The organism is bacterium 336/3 (genome assembly GCA_001281695.1).
Taxonomy (GTDB): domain Bacteria; phylum Bacteroidota; class Bacteroidia; order Cytophagales; family Thermonemataceae; genus Raineya.
The window spans coordinates 1,366,389-1,389,337 of the sequence record LJIE01000001.1 but is presented as its reverse complement, the minus strand read 5'-3'; the positions used below and the strand labels follow the sequence as shown (position 1 = coordinate 1,389,337).

The following is a 22,949-nucleotide window of genomic DNA, read 5'->3' as shown; positions in this document are numbered from 1 at the left end:
AAATTGTTACAGTAGGCAACGACACTTACACCACAGGGTATGCCCAAGTAAGTAGTAACAACCAAGATGCGTATGTAATTAAAGAAACAAATGGTAAAACTATTTGGGCTAAATATTATGATAAATCTCCTGACGATTCTCGTGGAGAAGCCTTAGCCATTGAGGGCAATACTTTGGTGGTTGCTTTTAGTTGTACAGGTGGCAACACAGAGCTTACAGCTACACAAAGTAGTTTTCAAAATAGCTATGGCTCTGGTGGTGGACCTAAAATCACTTTTTTAGCTCGCCTCAATGCCCAAAATGGTAATGTAGAGGCTGCCACTTTTATTGGTTGCAAACTCAATGATGGAAAAACCAATACTTTACGTCCTGAAGATAATAACCCCAACCCTATTAGTATTTTAGCCAATGGCAATATACAATTTAGAGCAACCAAAGCTTACGACAAAGGCGATGGAAGACTCACACCCAATATCGGAGCAGATGCCGATTGTAATGTTTCTGGAGGTAAGTGGGTTGGACTTTTTAACGCTCAAATGCAATTATTAGAAGGAGATTGTTTACCATAATCTCCTTCTTCTTTTATTGTACAACTTTCTCTTTTCTCATTTCTTTTTTGATGCTTAAACCAAATAAGAAACGAAGTACAATCAATCTTTTTATCAAAAATTCATAACTTATAAAGCTGCCTGCTACTGTAAAAAATAAAATAAAGAAGAATTTTAAATAAACTACCATATTTAGTGGCAGTATCAGCAAACAACCTACTCCAAGAAAAATCATGTGAGTGATATACATGGGATAAACAGCTTCACTTAAATAAATCAATTTTTTACTTGGTTTGTTTAGATACTGATAACTAAAAGCTAAAACAGTATAAATCCATAAATTTGACTCTATAACCAACTGTACATCTGACACTTTCATAAAAGGTTGAAAAATCCTATAAATGTACAAAGCTGTTGCCAAAATTATCCATACCCATTTCCATTTCACAAGTGTATCCCAAAAAGAAGTTCCACACATGGCAAAACAAAAACCAAATAAAAAAGCTATCAGCCCCAAGAAAAAACCATGCCATGTCATTACGTATAGCTCATAGATAGCAGGTTTTACCATTAAAACTTCTATAATAAAAAAGATAAACACACTCAATAGTCCCAATGGGTGTACAAATGCTTTTTTTACAAATTGGATTGCTCTTTCATTATTTTTTAAGTAAAAGAATAAAGGAGATAATATGATTACATACACAAAAATATTCCCTAAAAACCACAAATGGGCAGGATTAGGAACATATTCTTGCTCTCTTTTATAATAGTATTGTAAAAGGAATATGTATATGGGTGCGATAACTAACACTCCAAATACAAAAGGTATCAAAATTCGAATGGTTCTTTCTGTAAGTAGTTGTTTGAAATCTCGGTTTTGTATTGAAAAATAAACACCCATTCCTGACACAAAAAATAAAAGAGGTATCCTCCATACATTGAGCATTGCCATAGGAACCCACAAGGTTTCCCACGATGGAATGTTGGTCATAAAACCCACCATTGTTCCCCAAGGCTGAAATACAATAGATGTATGATATACTAAAAGCAATCCTATGGCAATTACCCTAAGCCAATCTATATCGTGTCTTCTTTGGTGTATTTGAGACATAAATTATATTTTTTATGTTATTTTAAGGTTTGTGCAATTTGAGGTCTGGTTTTTTCGATATAAACATAGTCTAGTTTTAAACCCATAGGTTCTAAACTTTTACCTATCATATCGTAAAATTGTTTTACTTCACTAAAAGGAGCTTTTACAGAATCATAGGCAGTTTGTCCATATTTATTCTTGATATTTTTATTTGCATTCTTATCCAATAACATTTTTACAATTTCAGGGCGACAAAAGAAAGCAGCAGCAATGAGTGCTGTTGAACCATCATTATTCTGTAAATTCAAGTCTGCTTTAGCATTGATAAGTAATTTTGCAATTTCTGTTCTCCCAAAAACACAAGCACTTATCAAAGGACTTGAACCTCCAAAAGGCTCTTTTTCATTGAGGTCTGAGCCAAAAGCAATGTGTTGCTTCACAGATTCTATATCATTTTTAATAACTGCTGTATGCAAATCTACTTTGGGTTTCGTAATAGTGTTTTCTGTTTTTTCTAATTTGCTGTCTTTCTGTTTCCCTTGACATGCTGATACGAATGTAAAACAAAAAATTATTTGGATTACTCTAAAGATTTGGGGGCTTAATTTGAATCTCATTTTTCTTAGAATTTAAGGTTTAACATGATAATGATACAAAAATAATTAAAATTTATTGCTTATCAATAAAAATTTATTGATAATTTTGTCAATAAATTTCACTTTACTCCATTATTCGTACAACCATCAAAAAAATCACAACTATTACAAAATATTTTTTTACTAAAATCTTGAAATTTTTTGAGAACCTTACCATCTCTTTTTGCGTATAAGCTATTAGAATTTAATTCTCAAATTTTATTGTTATGAAGAGGTTAGTATTTCTCTCTATATTTTGTTTAACTGTTTGGGTTTGTACAGCTCAAAACATTTCTGATTTGTTCAAACAATTTCCATACAAACAGCCAGGCACACAATTCAAGGATTTGCCCAATAATCGTTTGTATGCCAGCAATAACGATGCCTTCATCAATATTGAAAACATCTCTGACATGACCACAGAGCAATCTTTTATTGCTTTTACAAAAGCTGATGGCTCAAAAATTTATGGTTATAGATATTATGAAAATGGTGGAAGAGAATATGAAAGTGTGTATTCAACACGCTTCTACAATGAACAAAAAGGCAAATGGACTGAATTACCTCAAATTTTATTGTTATTAGGCTACGACACTTTTTGGGGCTCAACCAAACCTCTTCCTCCCAAGGAATATTTACAAAAGTTCGCTATTGATTATGTATTACCTCGTAATGGTAATGTAATAGTCGTTCGTCTACGCCCACAACCTATCTTTCCTGAAGATAATTTGGATAAAGTAAAACTCCAGCAATATGCAAAAGAGTTTAGATATGCCCAGATTCAACTGATTTGGAATCCTCAGAAAGGAGTTTTTGAATTAGGTAAAAAATTGTAGTAAATTGTGGCGTTTTGTATAAAACGCCACAATCATTTATGAACAAACGACTTTTATTCTTTCTTTTCTTTTTACCTTTTTGGAGTTTTAGCCAAGATTCTACCACCTACGAAATAGCTACTGACAGACCCAGTGTAAGCAATTCGGCTTTTACAACTCCTAAAGGCTTTTTAATAGCTGAAACTGGTTATTTTCAAAATAAATTTCGATTAGGAACATTTTATATACCAAGTATTTTTCTTCGTTATGGAATCAGTAAACGTGTAGAAGCTCGTTTGGGCGATGAATATTCACATTTATCCCAAACTATTTTTTCAATACCTCTTACTATTTCAAACTTTTCACCAATCTCGGTTGGGCTTAAATATAGAATTAATAACCCTGAACAAGAAAAATTTGCCTTAAGTGTTTTATGGACAAGTAAAATACCTATTCCTACATCTCTTGAAAAAACTGCTTTGAGGCATTATGGAAAAGCTCTGATGCAGTATAATTTTGCTTCTAAATGGTATGCATTTTCCAATATGGGTTTAGAATTCTTAAATATTCAGACCAATATTACACAATTTGCCTATACATTGGGCATCGGTTCAAATATAACCAATGGTTTTTATACTTATTTTGAAACATTTGGATATGAACCTTTTCAAAAAAGTATTTCTGTTTCTAGTTCACATAATGCTAATATTGGGATGATTTATATTATCAAAAAACGTTATCAATTAGATGCCTCTTTTGGAGGAGATTGGAATCAGCCCCTTTCTACCTATCATTTTTTCAATGTCGGATTTTCAACATATCTAAAAATAAATGCCAAGTGAAGTATTTTGGTTTGCTGATTGCCTTACTTTTTTGCCTTTTTATTGGTAATTTACTGATTGGTTCAGTTTCCATCAGTCCTTTAGAAATTCTTAAAACCTTTGTTGGTAAGCAAGAAAACGAAGTTTGGAATCAGATTATTTTAGCTTTTCGCTTACCCAAAGCCCTTACAGCCATTTTAGTAGGCATAGCTCTATCTGTTTCAGGACTTTTGATGCAGACTTTTTTTGCAAACCCACTTGCAAGTCCTTCAGAATTAGGTATTTCTGCTGGTGCAAGTTTAGGGGTGGCTTCCATCACACTTAGTTCTGGTTTAAGTTGGGCAAGTTTACAAAACTTAGGAATTGGTGGTTATTGGCTCATTGCCTTTTTAGCCATTGCAGGAGCTATGAGTGTAATGTTTCTCATGCTTTTGATAGGTTTAAGAGTACAGAACAATGTAATATTGCTTATTGTAGGCTTAATGCTCAGTAGCTTAGTGGTTTCTTTCATTGGTTTGTGGCAATTTATGAGTAGCCCAGAACAGATTCGAGATTTTTTGTGGTGGACATTTGGCAGTTTAGGAGCAACCAATTATAGTCAAATTATTATCATGACTGTAATCATTTTTGGTATGAGTATTCTTGTTCTTTTCAATGCTCAGAAATTCAATATTCTTTTGCTTGGAGAAAAATATGCAAAAAGTATGGGAGTCAATACCAAGAAACTTCGCTGGCTTTTAATTATGGTAGTTGGTTCGCTGGCTGGTATTACGACTGCCTTTTGTGGACCCATTGGGTTTATTGGAATTGCCGTTCCTCATATTGCAAGAAGCGTATTTAAAACACAAAATCATTGGATACTTATACCTTCTTCAGCTCTTTTGGGGGCTATTGTACTATTGGGTTGCGATATTTTGTCAAATATTATTTATCCCAATTTTGCTTTACCTATCAACACCATTACAGCACTGATAGGCTCTCCTTTGGTTATTTGGATTATTTTGAAACGAAAAAGTTTTTAAAATATCTCCCTAAAAACTTCATCCAATTTGCTGAATGCCTTTACTTGTATTTTATAATTGGATAGATTCAAGCCTTTTAGATTATATTTTGAAATATAAATGGTCTGAAAACCCAGTTTTTCAGCTTCAGTAATTCTGTTTTCTATTTTGGTAACGGCTCTTATTTCTCCTCCAAGCCCTATTTCGGCTGCAAAGCATATTTTAGGATTTGTGGGAATATCCTCATGGGAGGAAGCAATAGAACAACATACAGCCAAGTCTATGGCAGGGTCTTCGACTCTCAAACCTCCTGCAATATTCAAAAATACATCTTGCGTACCCAGTCTAAAACCTCCCCTTTTTTCTAAAACAGCCAAAAGCATATTCAAACGTTTGGCATCAAAACCTGTGCTACTGCGTTGGGGCGTTCCATAGTTTGATGGACTTACAAGTGACTGTACTTCAATGAGTAACGGTCTATTCCCTTCTAAAGTTGCCCCAATACTCACACCACTCAAACTTTCCTCACGTTGTGAAATCAGTATTTCTGAAGGGTTGCTAACTTCTCTCAACCCTGTTCCTACCATTTCATAAATCCCAAGTTCGGAGGTAGAGCCAAAGCGATTTTTTGTAGTACGTAAAATCCTGTAAACCAAATGCCTATCACCTTCAAATTGCAGAACAGTATCTACCATGTGTTCAAGCACTTTTGGTCCAGCAAGCGTTCCTTCTTTAGTAATATGCCCAATTAAGAATACAGGTGTACCTGTTTCTTTAGCAAATTTCATGAGTTCGGCTGTACACTCTCGTACTTGTGAGATACTCCCTGCTGAAGATTCGATAAACGAAGAATGAAGTGTCTGAATAGAGTCAATGACTACAATGTCAGGCTCTAAATTTTCTATCTGTTTGAATATATTTTGTGTAGAGGTTTCTGTGAGCAGATAACACTCAGAACCTTTTTGTTCTAATCTCTCTGCCCTCATCTTGATTTGCTGTTCGCTTTCCTCTCCAGATACATATAATACCTTTAAGCCATGCAAACTCAAAGCAATTTGAAGCATCAGTGTAGATTTTCCAATTCCTGGCTCACCACCAATCAGCACCAACGAACCTGCCACAATGCCCCCACCAAGTACTCTGTTCAATTCTTTGTCTGGAGTAACTAAACGAGGCTGTTCTTCAAAATTGATTTCATCAATTTTTCGTGGTTTGGCTGTTATTTTGGTAGAAGAAGATACTTTCCAACTGCCTTTGGTAGGTTCCTCTTTCTGAACTAATTCTTCTACAAATGTATTCCACTGACTACAAGAAGGGCATTTACCAAGCCATTTTGGTGATTGGTAACCACAACTCTGACAGAAATAAGTGCTTTTTGCTTTTGCCATGATATTTTTTATTTGAAAAACTTTTGGAGGGTCTAAAATTTTCCAAAAGTTAAAAGTAAAAGTCAGTATTTACTACGTAATTTTATGGAGGAGTATTTTTTTATCTATCAATTATAAAATCTTGGGGCTTTTTGCCTGTCAGTCCTCCTACTCTATCAAAACCCCATTTTTTTGCATCTGCTTCATCTTTAATGAGCCATGCAATTTGTAACATAGTATTTTCGGCACTTGTGTTCATCGCATCCATATAAATTGGATATACAAGTGTAAAATGAGGTAACAAAATAGCCTGATTTTCTTTCACGAAACTTTCTAGCCTGCTTACTCCATCAGGGATATGCAAACAATTTTCTAAAATATGCGTTTTACCTCCATCCAAACCCAATTCAATATTGAATGGTGGATTGGAAGCAGGATGAGCCAAAAACAAAGCATAATGGATTTGCATAATTGTAAGATTTTAGGATTGATAATGAGTTTATTACTTTTTATTATCTTGATATAATTTAATTCTTTCTTGATAAACAGCCCATGAACGATGCTTTTGTACATAGAGTAAAACTAAAAAAACTATCCGTAGAATTAATAAACATACTATAGTCCCTTTAAATACTTTTTTCCAAAACTTCATTTTTTCAACAAGTATGAACCTAAAAAAACATATTTTTACGCAAAATTCCTAATCCTGATATGACAGAGCCAGCTATTTTTCATTATAAACAACCTTTTACTTTAGAAAATAAACAAGTATTATCCGAATTAGAAGTTGCCTATCATACTTTTGGTACACTGAATGCCGAAAAAAGCAATGTCATTTGGGTTATTCATGCTCTTACAGCCAATTCTGACGTTTCGGATTGGTGGTCTGGTTTGTTTGGCAAAGGCAATATTTTAGACCCTGAACGTTATTTCATTGTTTGTGCGAATAATCTGGGTTCTTGTTATGGTTCTACACATGCTTTATCTGTCAACTCAGATACAAAAAGTCCCTATTTTCACGATTTCCCTCTTATTACCATTAGAGATATAGCAAATTCCTTAGAGCTACTTCGTAAACACCTTGATTTGCCCAGAATTCATTTGCTTTTGGGTGGCTCATTGGGTGGTCAAATTGCTATGGAATGGGCTATTATGCAAAATTCTATATTTGAGAATCTTGTTTTACTAGCTACCAATGCCTTTCATTCGCCTTGGGGAATTGCCTTCAACGAGGCTCAAAGAATGGCAATTGAAGCTGATTATTCTTGGAAATACAGCCATATCCAAGCTGGGATGCTTGGTCTAAAAGCAGCAAGAGCCATTGCCCTGATTTCTTATCGTAATCAGTTTACGTATAACCAAACGCAAAAAGAAGAAGATTTTGATAAAACAGATGACTTCAAAGCATCTTCTTATCAGCAATATCAAGGTGAAAAACTCATGAGGCGTTTCAATGCTTTTGCCTATTGGACACTCTCAAAGGCTATGGATAGCCATCAAGTAGCCAGAAACAGAGAAACTATTGAAATTGCTTTGGGGGCTATCAAAGCTAAAACAACTGTTATAGGCATCAGCTCTGATATTTTATTCCCTGTTGATGAACAGAAGTTTCTAGCCAAACATATCCCCAATGCAATTTATCACGAAATAGACTCTTTCTATGGTCATGATGGCTTTTTATTAGAATTTGAAGCCATTTCTAAGGTTATTCAAAAACATTTATCTTAAAAAAACAAATCTTTATATACTGAAAGCAAGCACAAAAACGTTCTAGTGAGATATATTTTTATTTCTTAAACTTTTGTGCTTATATGTTTAAATTTTTCAAATCCCAAATTTGGGCTTTTTTAGCAAGTTTTTGGCTAAGTTTCAATGCTTTTGCTCAAGACTCTCCTCTTTGGATGCGTTATCCTGCTATTTCGCCTGATGGACAAACCGTTGTTTTCAGTTATAAAGGTGATTTATACAGAGTTGGTGCTACTGGAGGGCTTGCCGTTCCTCTTACCCTTCACGAATCTCACGATTTTATGCCTGTATGGAGCAAAGATGGAAAACAAATTGCTTTTGCATCAGACAGATATGGCAATTTTGATGTATTTGTAATGCCTGCAATGGGTGGAGAAGCCAAACGCTTGACATTTCACTCATCAAGTGATTTTCCAACAGATTTTAGTACAGACAATAAAAACATCATTTTTCAAAGTGCTCGGCAACAAAAAGCCGAGAATATGCAGTTCCCAAGAACAGAACAACTATATAGTGTTGCTGTTTCAGGTGGACAAGCCCAAATGCTTCTAGATTTGAATGCAGAAAGTGCAAGATACAATACTGATGGCTCTAAAATTGTTTATCAAGACTGGAAAGGTTATGAAGATAAATGGAGAAAACACCATACTTCTTCAGTAACAAGGGACATCTGGGTGTATGACACACAAAATCAGTCTTATAATAAAATTTCTAATTTTGAAGGTGAAGACAGAAACCCTATTTTTGCCTCAGGAGGCAATCAGGAAGTATTCTTTTTAAGTGAAAAATCTGGTATATTCAATATCTGGAAAACAAGTATTACCCCAAATTCTCAAGCCAAACAAGTCACGAATTTTGAAAAACATCCTGTTCGCTTTCTTTCACAAGCTAATAATGGAACACTTTGTTTTACTTGGAACGGAGAGGTTTACACCTTAAAAGAAGGGGCTCAACCTCAAAAACTCAATATTCAGATTGCTACTGATAGCCGTTTGAACACTGAAAAAATTGTATCGATTACAGGTGGAGCAACTGAGTTTACGACCTCTCCTAATGGCAAAGAAATCGCTTTTATTTTTCGTGGAGAAGTTTTTGTAAGTTCTGTTGATGGCAGTGTTACCAAACGTATTACCAATACTCCTGAGCAAGAACGTAGTTTGAGTTTCAGCCCTGATGGAAGAAGCCTTGTATATGCAGGTGAACGCAATAACAATTGGAATATCTACCAAACAAGCATCACACGCAAAGAAGAACCTTATTTTTATGCTTCTACAGTACTCAAAGAGGATGCCATTATTGCCACAGATGCTGAAGAGTTTCAACCTATTTTCTCCCCTGATGGTAAAGAAGTAGCCTATTTAGAAGAAAGAGTAACACTAAGAGTTTATAATTTAGCAAGCAAAGCCATTCGTACTGTTTTACCAAGTCAGTATAATTATTCGTATTCAGATGGCGATCAGTATTTTACATGGTCACCTGATAGCAAATACTTGCTTTCAAGTTTTATACCTAAAGGTGGGCAAATTTTTATGAATGAAATAGCTCTGATACATGCTGATGGAAAAAGTGACCCTATCAACTTAACCCAAAGTGGATATAGCGATAATAGTCCAAAATGGGCAATGTCAGGTAAAATGATGATGTGGTTTTCAGATAGAGATGGCATGAAAAATCATGGTTCGTGGGGTGGTGAAACAGATGTTTATGCTATGTTTTTTGATAAACAAGCATTTGATAAATTTAAACTAAGCAAAGAAGAATTAGCTCTGCTCAAAGAAAGAGAAGACAAAGATAAAAAAGACAAAAAAGAGCCTGAAAGTACAGAAACAGGTAAAAAAGACAAGAAAAACAAACAAACAGAAACACCTTCTAAAGAAAATAATGCTTTAGTTCTTGATTTGGAAGATTTAGAAAATAGAAAAGTAAAACTTACTATACATTCCTCTCGCCTTTCAGATGCTGTACTTTCTAAAGATGGTGAAAAACTATTTTATTTAGCTCGTTTTGAAAAAGATAACGATTTGTGGGTAACAGATTTACGTACCAAAGAAACAAAACTACTTGCTAAAAATGCAGGAACTGATATGGAAATCAGTCAGGACGGAAAACACCTCTTTATTCTTTCTAATGGAAATATTGCTAAAATTGATGTAGAAAGTGGTAAAAAAGAGCCTATCAACATCAGAGGCGAAATGAATTTGAATTATGTAGCGGAGAAATCATACATTTTTGATCATGCTTGGAGGCAAGTTGTTAAGAAATTTTATGTAAAAGATTTACATAAAGTAGATTGGAATTTTTACTACAAAGAATACAAACGTTTTATTCCTCATATCAATAACAACCACGATTTTTCTGAAATGCTTTCAGAGCTTTTGGGAGAGTTAAATGCTTCACATACTGGATGCAGATATTCTCCACAAACAACTAGTACAGATGCAACTGCCTCTTTGGGTATTTTCCCTGACCACTCTTATAAAAGCAATGGTGTTAAAATTGCTGAAATCATTTCCCGTAGCCCACTTGATAATGCTCAATCTAAGATTAAAGCAGGCATGATTATCGAAAAGATTGATGGTGAAGCTATTACTTCTGAAAAAGATTGCAGTATTCTACTCAACAGAAAAGCAAATCAGTTGATTTTACTTTCTGTTTTTGATCCCAAAAGCAACAATCGTTTTGAGGAATCCATGAAACCTATTTCAAGAGGTGAAGAAAGCGAACTACTCTACAAACGCTGGGTGGCTCGTCAGGCCAAAGAAGTGGAGAAAATTTCTGGTGGTAAAATTGGTTATGTACATGTACGTGGTATGAACGACCCCAGCTATAGAACAGTTGTAGATGATGTTTTGGGCAAACATATTGCCAAAGAAGGCTTGGTGGTAGATACTCGCTTCAATGGTGGTGGATGGTTACATGATGATTTAGCCACCTTTTTAAGTGGAAAAAAATATATGGAAATGGTACCACGTGAGCAAAAAATGGGTGTAGAGCCTATGCGTAAATGGTCAAAACCTTCAGTAGTTCTGATGAGCGAAAGTAACTATTCTGATGCTCATCTATTTCCAGTTACTTACAAATCGTATGAAATCGGAAAAACTGTTGGAATGCCTGTACCAGGAACAGGAACAGCCGTTTGGTGGGAAACACAAATAGATCCGACCCTTGTATTTGGCATTCCACAAGTAGGTATGACAGATATGCAAGGAAAATATATGGAAAACACACAATTAGAACCAGATGTAAAAGTACCTAATGAGCCAGCTCAATTACTTAAAGGTAAAGACCAACAATTGGAGAGAGCCATTCAGGAATTACTCAGAAAAAGCGAAAATGGTTTAAAATAAGAATGCTTGAATAACATATTACAAAAAAGCTCAAAATCTTTTTGAGCTTTTTTATTTTTTCAAAAACATGTTCAAGTGTTTTACGATTTATTCCAAATGAAAGCAGGTAAGATTTTGGAATGTGATTCAATCTGTCTCTACTACAGATTTAGCACATAATAATAGAATGTTCAGGTTTTAATCAACCTTATCAATCTCTTTTCAAAAGTCCAGAATATTTTCATAAAGATGTTCTGGTTTTTCTTTTTCTACTGCCGTTTGCCTGCTTTTACCAAACTAACGTGTTATATCATTCATTACTTATAACCTATTTCTTCATTCAATTCAATCCGGCTTTTCATGAAATTGCCAGTCCCTCGACCAATTAGTTTATTGTTTTCATCATATAGGTTTGAGTCAGCAATAAATAAATTGTTGGATTTAAATTTCAATTCTCCAATTGATTTAATGATGCCCTCTGTCGCAGGCCTCAATATCTGAATATTGAAAGAAACTGTGTAAACAAATACATCTTCAACTATAGAATTAACAGCAAAAAAAGCAGCATCATCCAACATTTTAAAGTAAACAGAGCCATGAAGTGAATTAGCTGCATGAAAAAATTTCGGTTCAATTTTAAGCAATAACTCTCCTCGCTCATTTGAAACACTCAATTTAATACCACTATAAACATCTTTATTTATAGGTGCAGAAAGTAAATACATTCTTTCAAGCTTTCTAAAATGCTGGTCAATGTCAGTCATAGCATGATTATTTTTTGTGTCTAAGTATTATTAATTTTTTTATGATGTTACACATAACATTTTAGGGCTGGTTTTGAAAAACGTTAACTCTACTATTGCCCATACGATATTAACGAAAGGTTTTCTTTGACTAGTAAGATTTATCTATTCAGTAAATATCATAAAAATGTTGTAACCTTTAAAATGAATTGTTGTCTTGGTCTTTTCATATTTTATGTTGTCATTTTGCTTTATTTGTTTGTTGAATGTTTGAAGTGAATTTACTTTGATTTCGAAACCACAAATTCCTTGCATTTTTTTTGAATTAAGTAGTTGATTTATTTTGAATGACTTTTTACCATCTAACAAATACAAATTACTCTTTCCTATTTTAAATAGTTTGTAGGATGTTCCTAAAAACTCACCATTTTCAGCTTCTGTAAAACTAAGAAGTTTATATTTTTTCGCTTCTTTATCAATGTTATCATTTAAAATGTATGTTGAATTTAGTGAAATGGCAGTATTTAAATGAGTAGTATTTGTTGAATTTTCTTTCCAATTTTTATTAGTGTATTCAATAAAGAACCATTCCGAGTTTTCAGGTTCAATAGTTTGCCAAATTTTATTACTGTCAGCAGAAAATGAAATATTTTTTTCTGATAGCACCTTCTTTGCTAAGTCAGTATTTTTGATAGATATACCCAATGAAGTGCTACCTTGTCTTATTTTTAAGAAATTAGTATAATACTTTCCAATAGACTGAGAACTATCCAATGGTTCAATGAATTCAAGATAAGTGCCATCTTGAAATTTCACAAAACAGTTTTTTATACCTTCATGAGTTTTTCCTTCTTTTATTGTAAAATTTAATTGGTTTTTAAAAATATCTTTGACTTTTTCTAAATCGCTTACCACAATAGGAATATGGTCAATAGAATTGAATAGATAATTGCCTTTTTTAAAACTTTCATCATTATTTTTTAAAAACCCCAAATCATAGAATATTTTCTTTGTGATTTCTTTTCTGCAACTTCCAAAATCGTTTCTGTTTTTATTCCTGTCTTGTAATAAACGAGTTGCAAAGAAATAAGTATTGTTGTTAGCTTCTAAATAACCAACCCACCAACCTGTATTTGTGTTATTCTCTCTTGTCCATCCTGTTTTTGCTCTTATAGTGTAGTTATCAGTTTCTTCAGTTATCATTACTCTTTTAACTATTTCTATATTTCTCTTTGAAAAAGGCAATTTTTCTTCATATATTTTTTTGATAAATTCTACTTGATTCATAGGTGAAATGGCAAAGTTACCAATGTTCCAGAAGTCATCATTTTTTTCAGTAAGGTTAAGATTACCATAATTACAAGCTGATAAGTATTTTTTATATTTTTCTTTGCCTATTTTTTTTGCTAACTCAATAAATACCCAACCTGCAGAAACATCAAATGCTTCATGAACAGACATATCGTGATAAATTTCTGGTCTATAACCATATTTTACTGTGTCAGTTTTACCAACCCATTTTATAATTTCTTTTTCGTCTTTTATGGTTTTAGTTTCTAATGCAATCAGTAAATTGATAATTTTGAAAGTTGAAGCAGGCAAACTTTCAGTCTTAATACTTGTTGTATCTAATAAAATCCATTCTTGATTATTTTTATCAAAAATTACAATTGTACCTGCAACTCCACACTTGTCGAAATAAGTTTTAAATTCACCATGAATTTTATAATTACTATTCTTAGTGTTGAAATGTGTTTCACTTCTCTTTTGAAGCGAACAAGAAATACAAAACAGTATTGTTGTAAGTGTTAAGATTATACTTTTCATTTTTAATTATCTAATTTCTTTTCCTTGAGCTGTTCTAGTGTTATTTAATATATGTCGAACCACAATTCAATACCAAGTTCCGCAAGTTTTGACAATTGTTGTTGCGACAATGTTGGTCCACCTTGTCCACTTTCAGATTCCCAAAAACAGCTTATGTCAACTTCGCTCCCGTCTGCAATAAGCGATTTCAATTTACTTTTTATTGGTAATAACTTGTCTGCTAAATAGTCAATGTGTCGTCTACTATCCTTAGATTTTATAATATTTTCTGTTGTCAAAAACCAACCATTCTTTTCAATTAATTTATTAGTCAGCTGTTTACTCTCCTGTCCTTTTATTTGTGTTTCTGAGGGCAAAATTCCAAGGTATTCAGTTAATTTATCTGGTTGAAAAAGGTCGCAATAAATACGAAGTGTTACATAAGTTTTTGAGCATGTTTCATAATTGTCATTATACATATTGATCTTTTGTCTTTACAATTAATACTAACTTAATAAATATAAACAGTATCCATTTTTGTCAGAAAATTTATTGAAATGCATTTTTTCCTCTAAACAGCTATTTATCGTCACTTTATATCAACTACAATACAGAATATACTTTTTAGCTTATAAGTATTTCTTTATTCCTCTTTGTATATGAACAAAAAAGGGAAAAAATACTTTTTCCCTTTCTGTAAAATTTAATTTTTTCAATAATTATTATTTAAAAAGCTTTGACTTATTTCTTTTTCTTCAAAATCACTTGCATTTCTTTGTTTTTTGTAGCTTTGGCAAGGTCTAAAGCTGATTTTCCTTGAAAGTTCTTATCTTTTGGACTACCACCTTTTGACATCAAAAGTTTAGCTATCTCTTGTTGGTCTTTAAGAACAGCAATATGAAGTGTGTTTTCTCCATTCATATTGGTATAATTTGGAGAAGCTCCTTTCTCTAAAAAAACCTTTACAACTTCCAAATAACCATTTTCTACAGCACGATGCAAAGGATAGCCTTTGTATAAACTAGCTCCTTTTTCTAACAATAAACGGGCATTTTCAGGTTTATCCACATAGGCAAGAATAGTATTCCCTTTTCCATCTGTATGGTCTATATTGGCTTTTGCAGTTAGTAACATTTCTAATATTTGAGGGTCTTTTGCTAAAAAAATAGCAGTCTGACCATTTTTATTGGTTATTTCTGTTTTTGCACCTTTTTCCAAGTATTTTTTTACAAGTACTTTCTGATTTCTTTCTGTTGCAAGCATAAGCAAACTAGTAGTAGAGCTATCAGCAAGCGAAATAGGCATATTTACATCTAAATTCTTCTCAAGAAGGGTGGTAATAATAGGTGTAGAAGCATCTGTTGTAAGGCTTTCGACGGCATAGTTAAAAGCAATTTTACCCGTATTATCTCTTATATTTGCATCTGCATTTTGTGCTACAAGATAATCTACAATATCTTTCTGATTATTGATGGTTGCTAAAATCAGTGCTGTTTGTCCCAAATCATTGATTTTTTCATTTTTATCAACTTTCATACTTTCCACAAAATAACGAACCAAATCTATTTTATTATAGAAAACAGCTATCCCTAAAAGTGTTTTTACAGCATTTTTCTTTTCTTTATCCAAAAAAACATTGCCTTTGAAGCTCTTTGGGGCATTTTTGCGTGCAAGCATACGTATTACTGAGGTATCTGCTTTACCCAATGCATTGGCAAGTGTCATGATAGCGATAGGAGGCACACCAGCCTTATTTGTTTGATGAATGTCAGTACCAAGTAGTTGTAAAAGTGTAAGTTCTTTCGTTTTATTTTCCAGCAATGCCTGCATAAAAGGGGTTATTCCGTTGCCTTCAAACTCTACAATATCTTCACCCAAAACTTCTGTCAAGGTCATATCACGACCTTTTTTTAACCTTTCTGCATAGTTTTTAGCATCTGCCAAAAGAGCTTCCCTTTGTTTTCTTGTTTCTTCTTCTGAAAGTCTTTTGCTTTCTGCTATTTTCTTTTCAAGGTCATCTGCAATTTTACGGGCATCTTCTTTCTTTTTTACTTTTGCATAAAACTTAAAAGTTTTTACAACTTGTTCTTTAATTTTGATGATAGCAACCTGCTTAATGGCAAGTTTTGGCTCTACCACAGGTGTAACTTCAATATATACCTGACCTGGATTGACAAGTGCCTTGTAACTTTCATTTGCCTCAACAGTCTTCATCAGTACACCATCAATTTTAATCTCTGCTTTTACATCAACCATAAACAAAATATACCCTGAACTTTCCATTTTACGGATTTCTAACTCTTTATTAAGTTTATCTGCTTCAAATTTTTGTTGTTCTGCCTTGCGTTTATCCTCAAGGCTCATCTTATCATATTCTAATTTACGTTCTTCTTCTTTTTGGCGTTCTATACGCTTCTGCTCGTCCTCACGCTGTTTGATAATTCTTGCATTTGCTTCTTCTTTCTCTTTTTCAAGACGTTTGCGTTCTTCTTCTAAAAGTTGTTTTTCTTTATTTTTTTGATCATTCAGTTGTTTTTGTGTGTTATTTACCACATCCAACATGAGTAACTTTATTTGACTACTTGGAGTGACACCAGTAAGTAAAAACATGGTATAAGTTTTTTCTGTAACATCACCACCATTGAGTGTAAAAGTCTCTTTCTGAACTTCAGGAGTGGTGCTTCCTGCTCTAACGCAATTTGGAGAAGAAACTACAGACAAAGAACTCACCACACCCAAATTGTCATTGGTTGTGTTAATAAAATAAACTGTAACTTTGTATTCATCACAACTATTACCCAGATTGTCTTTGACATTGCGTAAGTTTTGTAGACTATAAGCCACTTTTAGTCCAGATTTTTGAACCATAAAATTATCGCCTTGTGCATATATATGTATTGGCGAAAATATAGATAAGAAACTAACTATAAAGATAAAAATGGTTGTATTGACACGAATCATAGATATTATTTTTCTATTAGAAATGTTATTATAATTTTTGTAAAGATAAAAAAAGTATTCAAACTACACACAATTTTAATTTCATATTTTATCATTATAATTCATTGATAATCAATGCTAAATATTAAAATATTTATTCTCTAAAAATGATATTGCTCTATTTGAATCGTTATTTTTCACATAACTACAAATATACACTTTCTTTATCTTTTTATCTCATCATACTTTCTAGAATATAATTTTTTATTTTATATTTTAAACCTTTTGTATAGTAAATCATCTAACCTTCAAACTTAAATTAAAAATTATTATGAAAAAGAATATTGTTCTTCTATCACTTTTATTGCTGATTGCTATAAGCTCTTTTGCTCAGCGTGGTGGACGTGGAGGAAATGCTCAAAAACCTAAAAATCCTGAAGAAAGAGCAGCCAGATATACTCAAATGATGACCAAAAGGCTCAAATTAAATGGTGAGCAAAGTACTCAAATAGGTTCTATCAACAAAGAAACAGCCTTACAAATTGCCAGCATACGTCAAGAAGTACAAACTAAACGCAAAACAGGTGAAGCTGTAGATATCAAAGCTTATAGAGAGAGAATCAAAGAGGCAAACCAAGTAAGGGATACAAAAACAATTGCTTTGCTTAATAACAAACAAAAAACTGATTATGAAGCTTTAAAAGCTCAAATGAAACAAAAAGCTCAAGAACGTAAAAATAATAAAAGCAAAGGGGGAAAAGGTAGAAAACTCAATGGAACAGATCAAGGAGGTTTAGAAGAAATGCAAGAAGACGAACTTGATACTGAAGAAGATGATTTATAATGGATAGTATATGCGTTGTTAAACGCCACAAAACCTCTGTAAATATTTTACAGAGGTTTTTTTATTTTTTGTAATTTTGTATGTCCAATTATCTTCTAACCAATCCAACAAAATATTTTTCTATGAAAAAACTGATTCTTACACTTTTATTTATCCTTTCTACAAACTTGGTTTATAGTCAAAAAAATGGCTTTTTATTAGACTCCTTAGTTATGTGGGAAAGTTTTGGTAAAAAAGATACTGTTTTCTCATCTGTTTTATTTACTGATAAAAATGAAACCCGAAGTATTGGTTTTTCAATAAGGTTTGGTTTAATGAGAAAAGCTAATAACAATGCTTTGAGTATTGCCATTAAAATTGTAGGAGATAATATGTGCATGCAATACAATGAAAGAATTAATTTCCTTCTATTAGACAGAAAAAATATTACCCTAGCAAATAAGAAAGATAGCAATTGTAATGGAGAACTTATTGTGTTTTTTAGTAAATCCATGAAGAATCTTGATAAGTTAGAATGGGTTATAGATTCAGAATTAGGAGCAATTTCAACAGGACATGAAAAACCTACTATTTATATTCCAATTAAACCTAATCTTAAAAAAGATTTGAATAGAGTCTTACATTTCTTAGCTAAAAAACTCCAGTCTTATGAGGAATAAAACAATCTAAAATTTATAATTTCAATTAAATTCTACAAAATATTATACCCATTTTTGATGTTTTTTATTGATTAATAGATATAGGATAAACAGTTTTATGTGAAAAACATAATAAGCTTAACATCATGTAATTTATTCAATAAAAGCTTCTAGCTAAATTAAAGCTCAACTTTTTTGTTTGTTTAAAATTTGTATATTAGCCAAGCAGATTGGTTTTAATTCTACAATTGTGTTAATACATTAAACACTCATTTAAAATAAATGGAGCAGCAAATTAGACAAGTAATGAAACAAATGATTACTGTTTCAGAAAATGAACTCAATGATTTTCTTAGTCAAACTATTACCAAAACATTTAAACGACAGGAAACAATAAGTCAACCTAATGCTATTCCAAATGAAATATTCTTTATTAATAAAGGACTTATCAGAGTTTTAATAACTGACCATAACGGAGTAGAACATAGTATACATTTTGCACTTGAAAATCAATTTATAGCTGATTATTCAAATTTCATTCAAAAAAAACCTTCCATTTATAGTTTACAGACATTAGAAGAAACAGAAACTGTTATTTTACCACGTTCTGCTATAGAATGGGGTTATAAAAACCTTAGAGAAGGTCAGAAAATGGGGCGACTAATTGCTGAATTTTACTTTATTTATCAAGATGACCGAATTAAAAACATGTATATAAGAACGCCTAAACAGCGTTATGATAATATAACAGCCATTTTTCCTGATATTCATAATAGAGTACCACAACACATGATTGCTTCATATTTGGGTATAACTTCTGTACATTTAAGTCGACTAAAAAAAGCCAAAATCCCAAAAGTATAAACATTTGTTATCGTTTAGAATCTTCTAGTTTACTGAAATTTACATTGTAATTTAAATTTAATTGCAATGGCAAAATTCATTTTCATACTCACATTATTTGCTTTAACATTCTCTGTTTTTGCACAAAACAATGCTGTAAAGTCTTATAAGACCAAGAAGTTCTCCCCTTCTACCAATCTCGTGGTATGGCCAGAAGAATTTAATCCTTCAAAAGCCAAATGGTATGTTCATAACGAAATTGAAATCAATGCCAAACCTGAAACGGTTTGGAATATTTTAATTGATGCAAAAAAATGGCATACCTTTTATAAAGGCGTAGAAAGCCCAGTAGAATATTTAGATATTACTGCAACAACTTTGAAAAATAATTTGGCTTTTAAAATGCATACCATGGGCTTACATCTTGTGCCTATTATGAAAGAGTTTGTACCTAATGAAAGAATGGCTTGGGAAGTCCGCAGAGGAAATCTAACAGCCTATCACGCTTGGGTAATTGTACCAACGGCCAATGGTTGTAGGCTAATAACACCAGAAGCCCAAAATGGTTTTTTGACTTTCCTACAAAAAGTATTTCAACCTAATAAACTACTTAATCTTCACGAACACTGGCTCGAAGTAATAAAAACAAGAGCAGAGGAAACAACACCTCAACTAACCGAAAAGGAAAAAATGAAAATGAAAGAAATTTTAAATAACTCAATGTTAAAATTTAATGAAGCAATACAAAATCTAACTGAAGTACAATTAAATTATAGACTGTCTGAGAACAAGTGGACTATTGCCGAATGTATAGAACATATTACTTTAGCTGAATTGGAATTTTCAAAAATTCTCGAAAAAGAAATGCAACGACCTGCTGACCCAAAACTGAGAAAAAAAATAAAAATACAAGACAATGAAATACAACCAAAAATGACCAATAGGAAATGGAAAGCAAAAAGTCCTGAAGTTTTTAAACCATCCAACAAATTCGCTAACATACAAGAAGCTATTGTTACTTTCCAGAATCAGAGAAACAAAACACTTATTTACATTGAATCTACAAAAGATGATTTAAGAAATCGTTACTGGAAACATCCATTAACAGGTAAGATAGATTTGTATCAAACACTTTTATTGATGTCCGCACACTTAGAAAGACATATTGAACAAATACAAAGCATCAAATTATCAAGTAAGTTTCCAACTAAATAACCTTTATCCAAATGAAACTATCCAATAACGAAAAAACAAGGCTCAAAACTAAATATGGTGAATGGGCTATTATTACAGGTGCTTCCTCAGGAATTGGACTTGAATTAGCTACTCAACTAGCTTCCGCTGGGTTAAATCTTGTTATCAACTCAAGAAATTTAGAAAAACTACAAGAAATTGAAACTCAACTAAAAATAAACACCAATATTAAAATAAAAATTGTTGCTTCTGACGTTTCAGAAGCAGATGGAATTGACAAAATTATCCAAGCAACACAAGGTTTAAATGTTGGGCTTTTAATTGCTTCCGCAGGTTATGGAACATCAGGAAGATTTATTGATAGTTCAATACATTCAGAAATCAATATGCTGAAAGTAAATTGCGAAGCATTATTAACTCTCACACATTATTACAGTCAGCAATTTGTACAACAAAAACGGGGAGGAATTATTTTAATGAGTTCAATGGTTAGTTTTCAAGGAACACCCTTTGCCGCAAATTATGCAGCTACAAAAGCCTATGTACAAAGTTTGGCAGAAGCTTTGGCTGTAGAACTAAAGCCATATGGTGTTGATGTTTTGGCTGCTGCACCTGGACCTGTAGAAAGTGGATTTAGTCAGCGAGCCAATATGAAAATGTCTATGTCTATGACACCTTCTCAAGTTGGTATTCCAATTTTAAAGGCTTTAGGACGTAAAACAACCGTTTTACCTGGTTTTTTAACAAAATTATTAGTTTATTCTCTAAGAACTGTTCCAAGATGGGGTAAAGTAAAAATTATGGAAAAAGTTATGGGTGGTATGACTCAGCATCAGCGAAAATAATATTAATTACATTTTTTGGATAGAGAAAGTGGTAAGTATTTTGATAAAAATAGGGCTATACTCTCCTCAAAAGATAGTTATGATTTAGAAAAGCACATTTACTTTGGGATGAAAGTAATAGCATATTGCAAAATAAAACAAATTAGAGGCATGTCTAAACATTCAGGAAAAACCTTTATAAAGAAACCATATTGTGTATTTATTTGAAAAAATTGAAACTTTGTAACACATTTTAAATTTTCTGTCTAAGAGTTGTTTCACATTTAAAACCTTAAAAAAAATGGCAACTTATAGACTTCTTATAGTAGTTGTGATGCTTTCACAAAGTGTCGTTTCATGTAATGGGAATCATGTAAATAGTACACAAGCATTAAAACCTTATCAAAGTGTTATTACTGATACTACTTCATCAACTATTTTGACCATTACGAAAGTTAAAAAGCCTTGGTATGCTTGGCGGAGTTTAATTATTGGCAAAATGGAAGAATCCATTCCTGAATACAAAGCTATTAAAGGGCTTAACCAGAAATTATATTCTTTTACCGAAAATCACAAACAGTTTGGTGGTATCTATCTTTGGAAAACCGAAAAAGATGCTAAAACTTGGTTCAATCAGGCTTGGTATGATAGAACTGAAAAAAAATATGGCAAAAAAGGAATTGTTGATTTTTATATAGTTCTTGATATCAGAAGTTTTGCTGAATTTCCATCACAAAATGGGAACTATTGGTGTGTTATGACTCCCTCAGAAAATCAAATTAATTTTTCAACAGCAAAAGGTATTATCAAATCTATGAAACTAAAAAAAGATTCTGGAACTACTTTTTATCTGACTATTTGGGTAGATAAACTTTCAGCCATGAAGTTTTTTAAAAATAAAAACTTTGTAAATGAATTCTTTGATACACCTATCATGATTCAAAACCAGCAATGATGCAAACAGCTGTAATAACGGGTGCTTCATCAGGGATTGGTAAAGCAACAGCCTTATATTTCGCCAAGCAAGGCTGGCAGGTATTTGCAACTATGCGAAATACTACGAATTTCAACAGTCCTCATTCAAATGTAATTCCTTTGGAAATGGACGTTACTAATATTGATAGTATTCAAAATTGTTTACAATATGTTTTAAAACAAACCAATAAAATTGATGTTATCGTAAACAATGCAGGTTTTGGTGGCTTTGGTGCCTTTGAACTATCTACACCTAGTCAAAGACAAGAAATGTATGATGTAAATGTTTTTGGGTTAATGAATGTGATTCAAGAGTTTTTGCCACATTTTAGGAAGAATAAATCAGGTGTTATTATTAATATCTCTTCTATTGGTGGCTTAATGACTTACCCTTTATTTAGTGTCTATCATAGTACAAAATGGGCAGTTGAAGGTTTTTCAGAAAGTCTTTATTATGAGTTAATGAAATTAGGTATTCAGGTAAAATTAGTAGAGCCTGGTGCCACAAAAACAGATTTTGCATCTCGTTCACTTATGGTAAAAATTCGCAAATAAATGATTACAGAGCTTATCAAGAAAGACTACAAGAAAAGGCTCAAAATGCTTTTATCAAGGCTTTGGAACCTGAAAAAGTTGCTAATACAGTTTTTGAAGCAGCAACTGATAATAAAAATAAATTACGTTATGCTATAGGTAATAGAAAATCAATGACCATTTTATATTTGAGAAAACTATTACCCATTTCTTTTTTTATGAATTTGATTAATAAATCCTTTGAAAAATAAAA

17 protein-coding genes and 5 pseudogenes are annotated in these 22,949 nt (G+C 32.4%); 14 read left to right on the top strand and 8 right to left on the bottom strand.

Annotated features, from left to right (window positions below):
- Positions 1-14 precede the first annotated feature (14 nt).
- A pseudogene (locus AD998_06595) lies at positions 15-365 on the top strand (hypothetical protein).
- Positions 366-582: 217 nt separating this feature from the next.
- Here the strand turns inward: AD998_06595 and AD998_06590 are convergent.
- Positions 583-1,662: an acyltransferase gene (locus tag AD998_06590; GenBank protein ID KOY85853.1), complete on the bottom strand. Its 1,080-nt coding sequence runs from the start codon at positions 1,660-1,662 to the stop codon at positions 583-585.
- A gap of 17 nt (positions 1,663-1,679) precedes the next feature.
- A complete protein-coding gene (locus AD998_06585) occupies positions 1,680-2,225 on the bottom strand; it encodes a hypothetical protein (GenBank protein ID KOY88092.1) in 546 nt (181 codons plus the stop codon).
- Positions 2,226-2,506: 281 nt separating this feature from the next.
- Between AD998_06585 and AD998_06580 the strand changes: the two genes are divergently transcribed.
- From AD998_06580 to AD998_06570, 3 genes are read left to right on the top strand one after another with little or no spacing between them, the layout of a single operon-like run.
- Positions 2,507-3,115: a hypothetical protein gene (locus AD998_06580; GenBank protein KOY85852.1), complete on the top strand. Its 609-nt coding sequence runs from the start codon at positions 2,507-2,509 to the stop codon at positions 3,113-3,115.
- Between the two features lie 38 nt (positions 3,116-3,153).
- Positions 3,154-3,936, top strand: a complete 783-nt coding sequence (locus tag AD998_06575) for a hypothetical protein (protein ID KOY85851.1) — start codon at positions 3,154-3,156, stop codon at positions 3,934-3,936.
- Entirely contained in the window at positions 3,933-4,937 is a 1,005-nt protein-coding gene (locus AD998_06570) for a hypothetical protein (protein KOY85850.1), read from the top strand. The genes AD998_06575 and AD998_06570 overlap by 4 nt, the downstream gene beginning before the upstream one ends.
- Here AD998_06570 and AD998_06565 read toward each other — a convergent pair.
- Together AD998_06565 and AD998_06560 are read right to left on the bottom strand one after the other, a co-directional pair.
- The gene (locus AD998_06565) at positions 4,934-6,304 is read right to left on the bottom strand and encodes a DNA repair protein RadA (GenBank protein KOY85849.1); all 1,371 of its coding nucleotides are present in this window, start codon (positions 6,302-6,304) and stop codon (positions 4,934-4,936) included. The genes AD998_06570 and AD998_06565 overlap by 4 nt on opposite strands.
- Positions 6,305-6,404: 100 nt before the next feature.
- Positions 6,405-6,752 carry a hypothetical protein gene (locus AD998_06560; GenBank protein ID KOY85848.1) on the bottom strand — a complete coding sequence of 116 codons (348 nt, stop codon included), beginning with the start codon at positions 6,750-6,752 and terminating at the stop codon, positions 6,405-6,407.
- 257 nt (positions 6,753-7,009) lie between these two features.
- Between AD998_06560 and AD998_06555 the strand changes: the two genes are divergently transcribed.
- Both AD998_06555 and AD998_06550 read left to right on the top strand, forming a co-directional pair.
- On the top strand, positions 7,010-8,011 hold the full coding sequence (locus tag AD998_06555; GenBank protein ID KOY88091.1) for a homoserine O-acetyltransferase: 1,002 nt from the start codon (positions 7,010-7,012) through the stop codon (positions 8,009-8,011).
- Positions 8,012-8,094: 83 nt separating this feature from the next.
- Entirely contained in the window at positions 8,095-11,376 is a 3,282-nt protein-coding gene (locus AD998_06550) for a peptidase S41 (protein ID KOY85847.1), read from the top strand.
- 296 nt (positions 11,377-11,672) lie between these two features.
- On the opposite strand, the gene AD998_06545 is transcribed toward AD998_06550, so the two are convergent.
- From AD998_06545 to AD998_06530, 4 genes and pseudogenes are all read right to left on the bottom strand, one after another.
- Complete coding sequence (locus AD998_06545; protein KOY85846.1) at positions 11,673-12,119, bottom strand: thioesterase; 447 nt, start codon at positions 12,117-12,119, stop codon at positions 11,673-11,675.
- A 969-nt stretch (positions 12,120-13,088) separates the two neighbouring features.
- Positions 13,089-13,925, bottom strand: a pseudogene (locus AD998_06540) (penicillin binding protein transpeptidase domain-containing protein).
- Positions 13,926-13,969: 44 nt separating this feature from the next.
- Complete coding sequence (locus AD998_06535) at positions 13,970-14,383, bottom strand: hypothetical protein (GenBank protein KOY85845.1); 414 nt, start codon at positions 14,381-14,383, stop codon at positions 13,970-13,972.
- 262 nt (positions 14,384-14,645) lie between these two features.
- On the bottom strand, positions 14,646-16,865 hold the full coding sequence (locus tag AD998_06530) for a hypothetical protein (protein KOY85844.1): 2,220 nt from the start codon (positions 16,863-16,865) through the stop codon (positions 14,646-14,648).
- 310 nt (positions 16,866-17,175) lie between these two features.
- Here AD998_06530 and AD998_06525 point away from each other — a divergent pair, with 310 nt between their 5' ends.
- From AD998_06525 to AD998_06490, 8 genes and pseudogenes are all read left to right on the top strand, one after another.
- The gene (locus tag AD998_06525; protein ID KOY85843.1) at positions 17,176-17,688 is read left to right on the top strand and encodes a hypothetical protein; all 513 of its coding nucleotides are present in this window, start codon (positions 17,176-17,178) and stop codon (positions 17,686-17,688) included.
- A 122-nt stretch (positions 17,689-17,810) separates the two neighbouring features.
- On the top strand, positions 17,811-18,347 hold the full coding sequence (locus AD998_06520) for a hypothetical protein (protein ID KOY85842.1): 537 nt from the start codon (positions 17,811-17,813) through the stop codon (positions 18,345-18,347).
- A 261-nt stretch (positions 18,348-18,608) separates the two neighbouring features.
- The gene (locus tag AD998_06515; protein ID KOY85841.1) at positions 18,609-19,190 is read left to right on the top strand and encodes a cyclic nucleotide-binding protein; all 582 of its coding nucleotides are present in this window, start codon (positions 18,609-18,611) and stop codon (positions 19,188-19,190) included.
- 66 nt (positions 19,191-19,256) lie between these two features.
- Positions 19,257-19,826: pseudogene (locus AD998_06510) on the top strand (hypothetical protein).
- Between the two features lie 78 nt (positions 19,827-19,904).
- Positions 19,905-20,384: pseudogene (locus tag AD998_06505) on the top strand (hypothetical protein).
- 11 nt (positions 20,385-20,395) lie between these two features.
- Positions 20,396-21,208, top strand: a complete 813-nt coding sequence (locus AD998_06500) for a short-chain dehydrogenase (protein ID KOY85840.1) — start codon at positions 20,396-20,398, stop codon at positions 21,206-21,208.
- A 280-nt stretch (positions 21,209-21,488) separates the two neighbouring features.
- Entirely contained in the window at positions 21,489-22,142 is a 654-nt protein-coding gene (locus AD998_06495) for a hypothetical protein (GenBank protein KOY85839.1), read from the top strand.
- Positions 22,139-22,693 (top strand): annotated as a pseudogene (locus AD998_06490) (short-chain dehydrogenase). Before AD998_06495 ends, AD998_06490 begins: the two are co-directional and overlap by 4 nt.
- Positions 22,694-22,949: the final 256 nt, after the last annotated feature.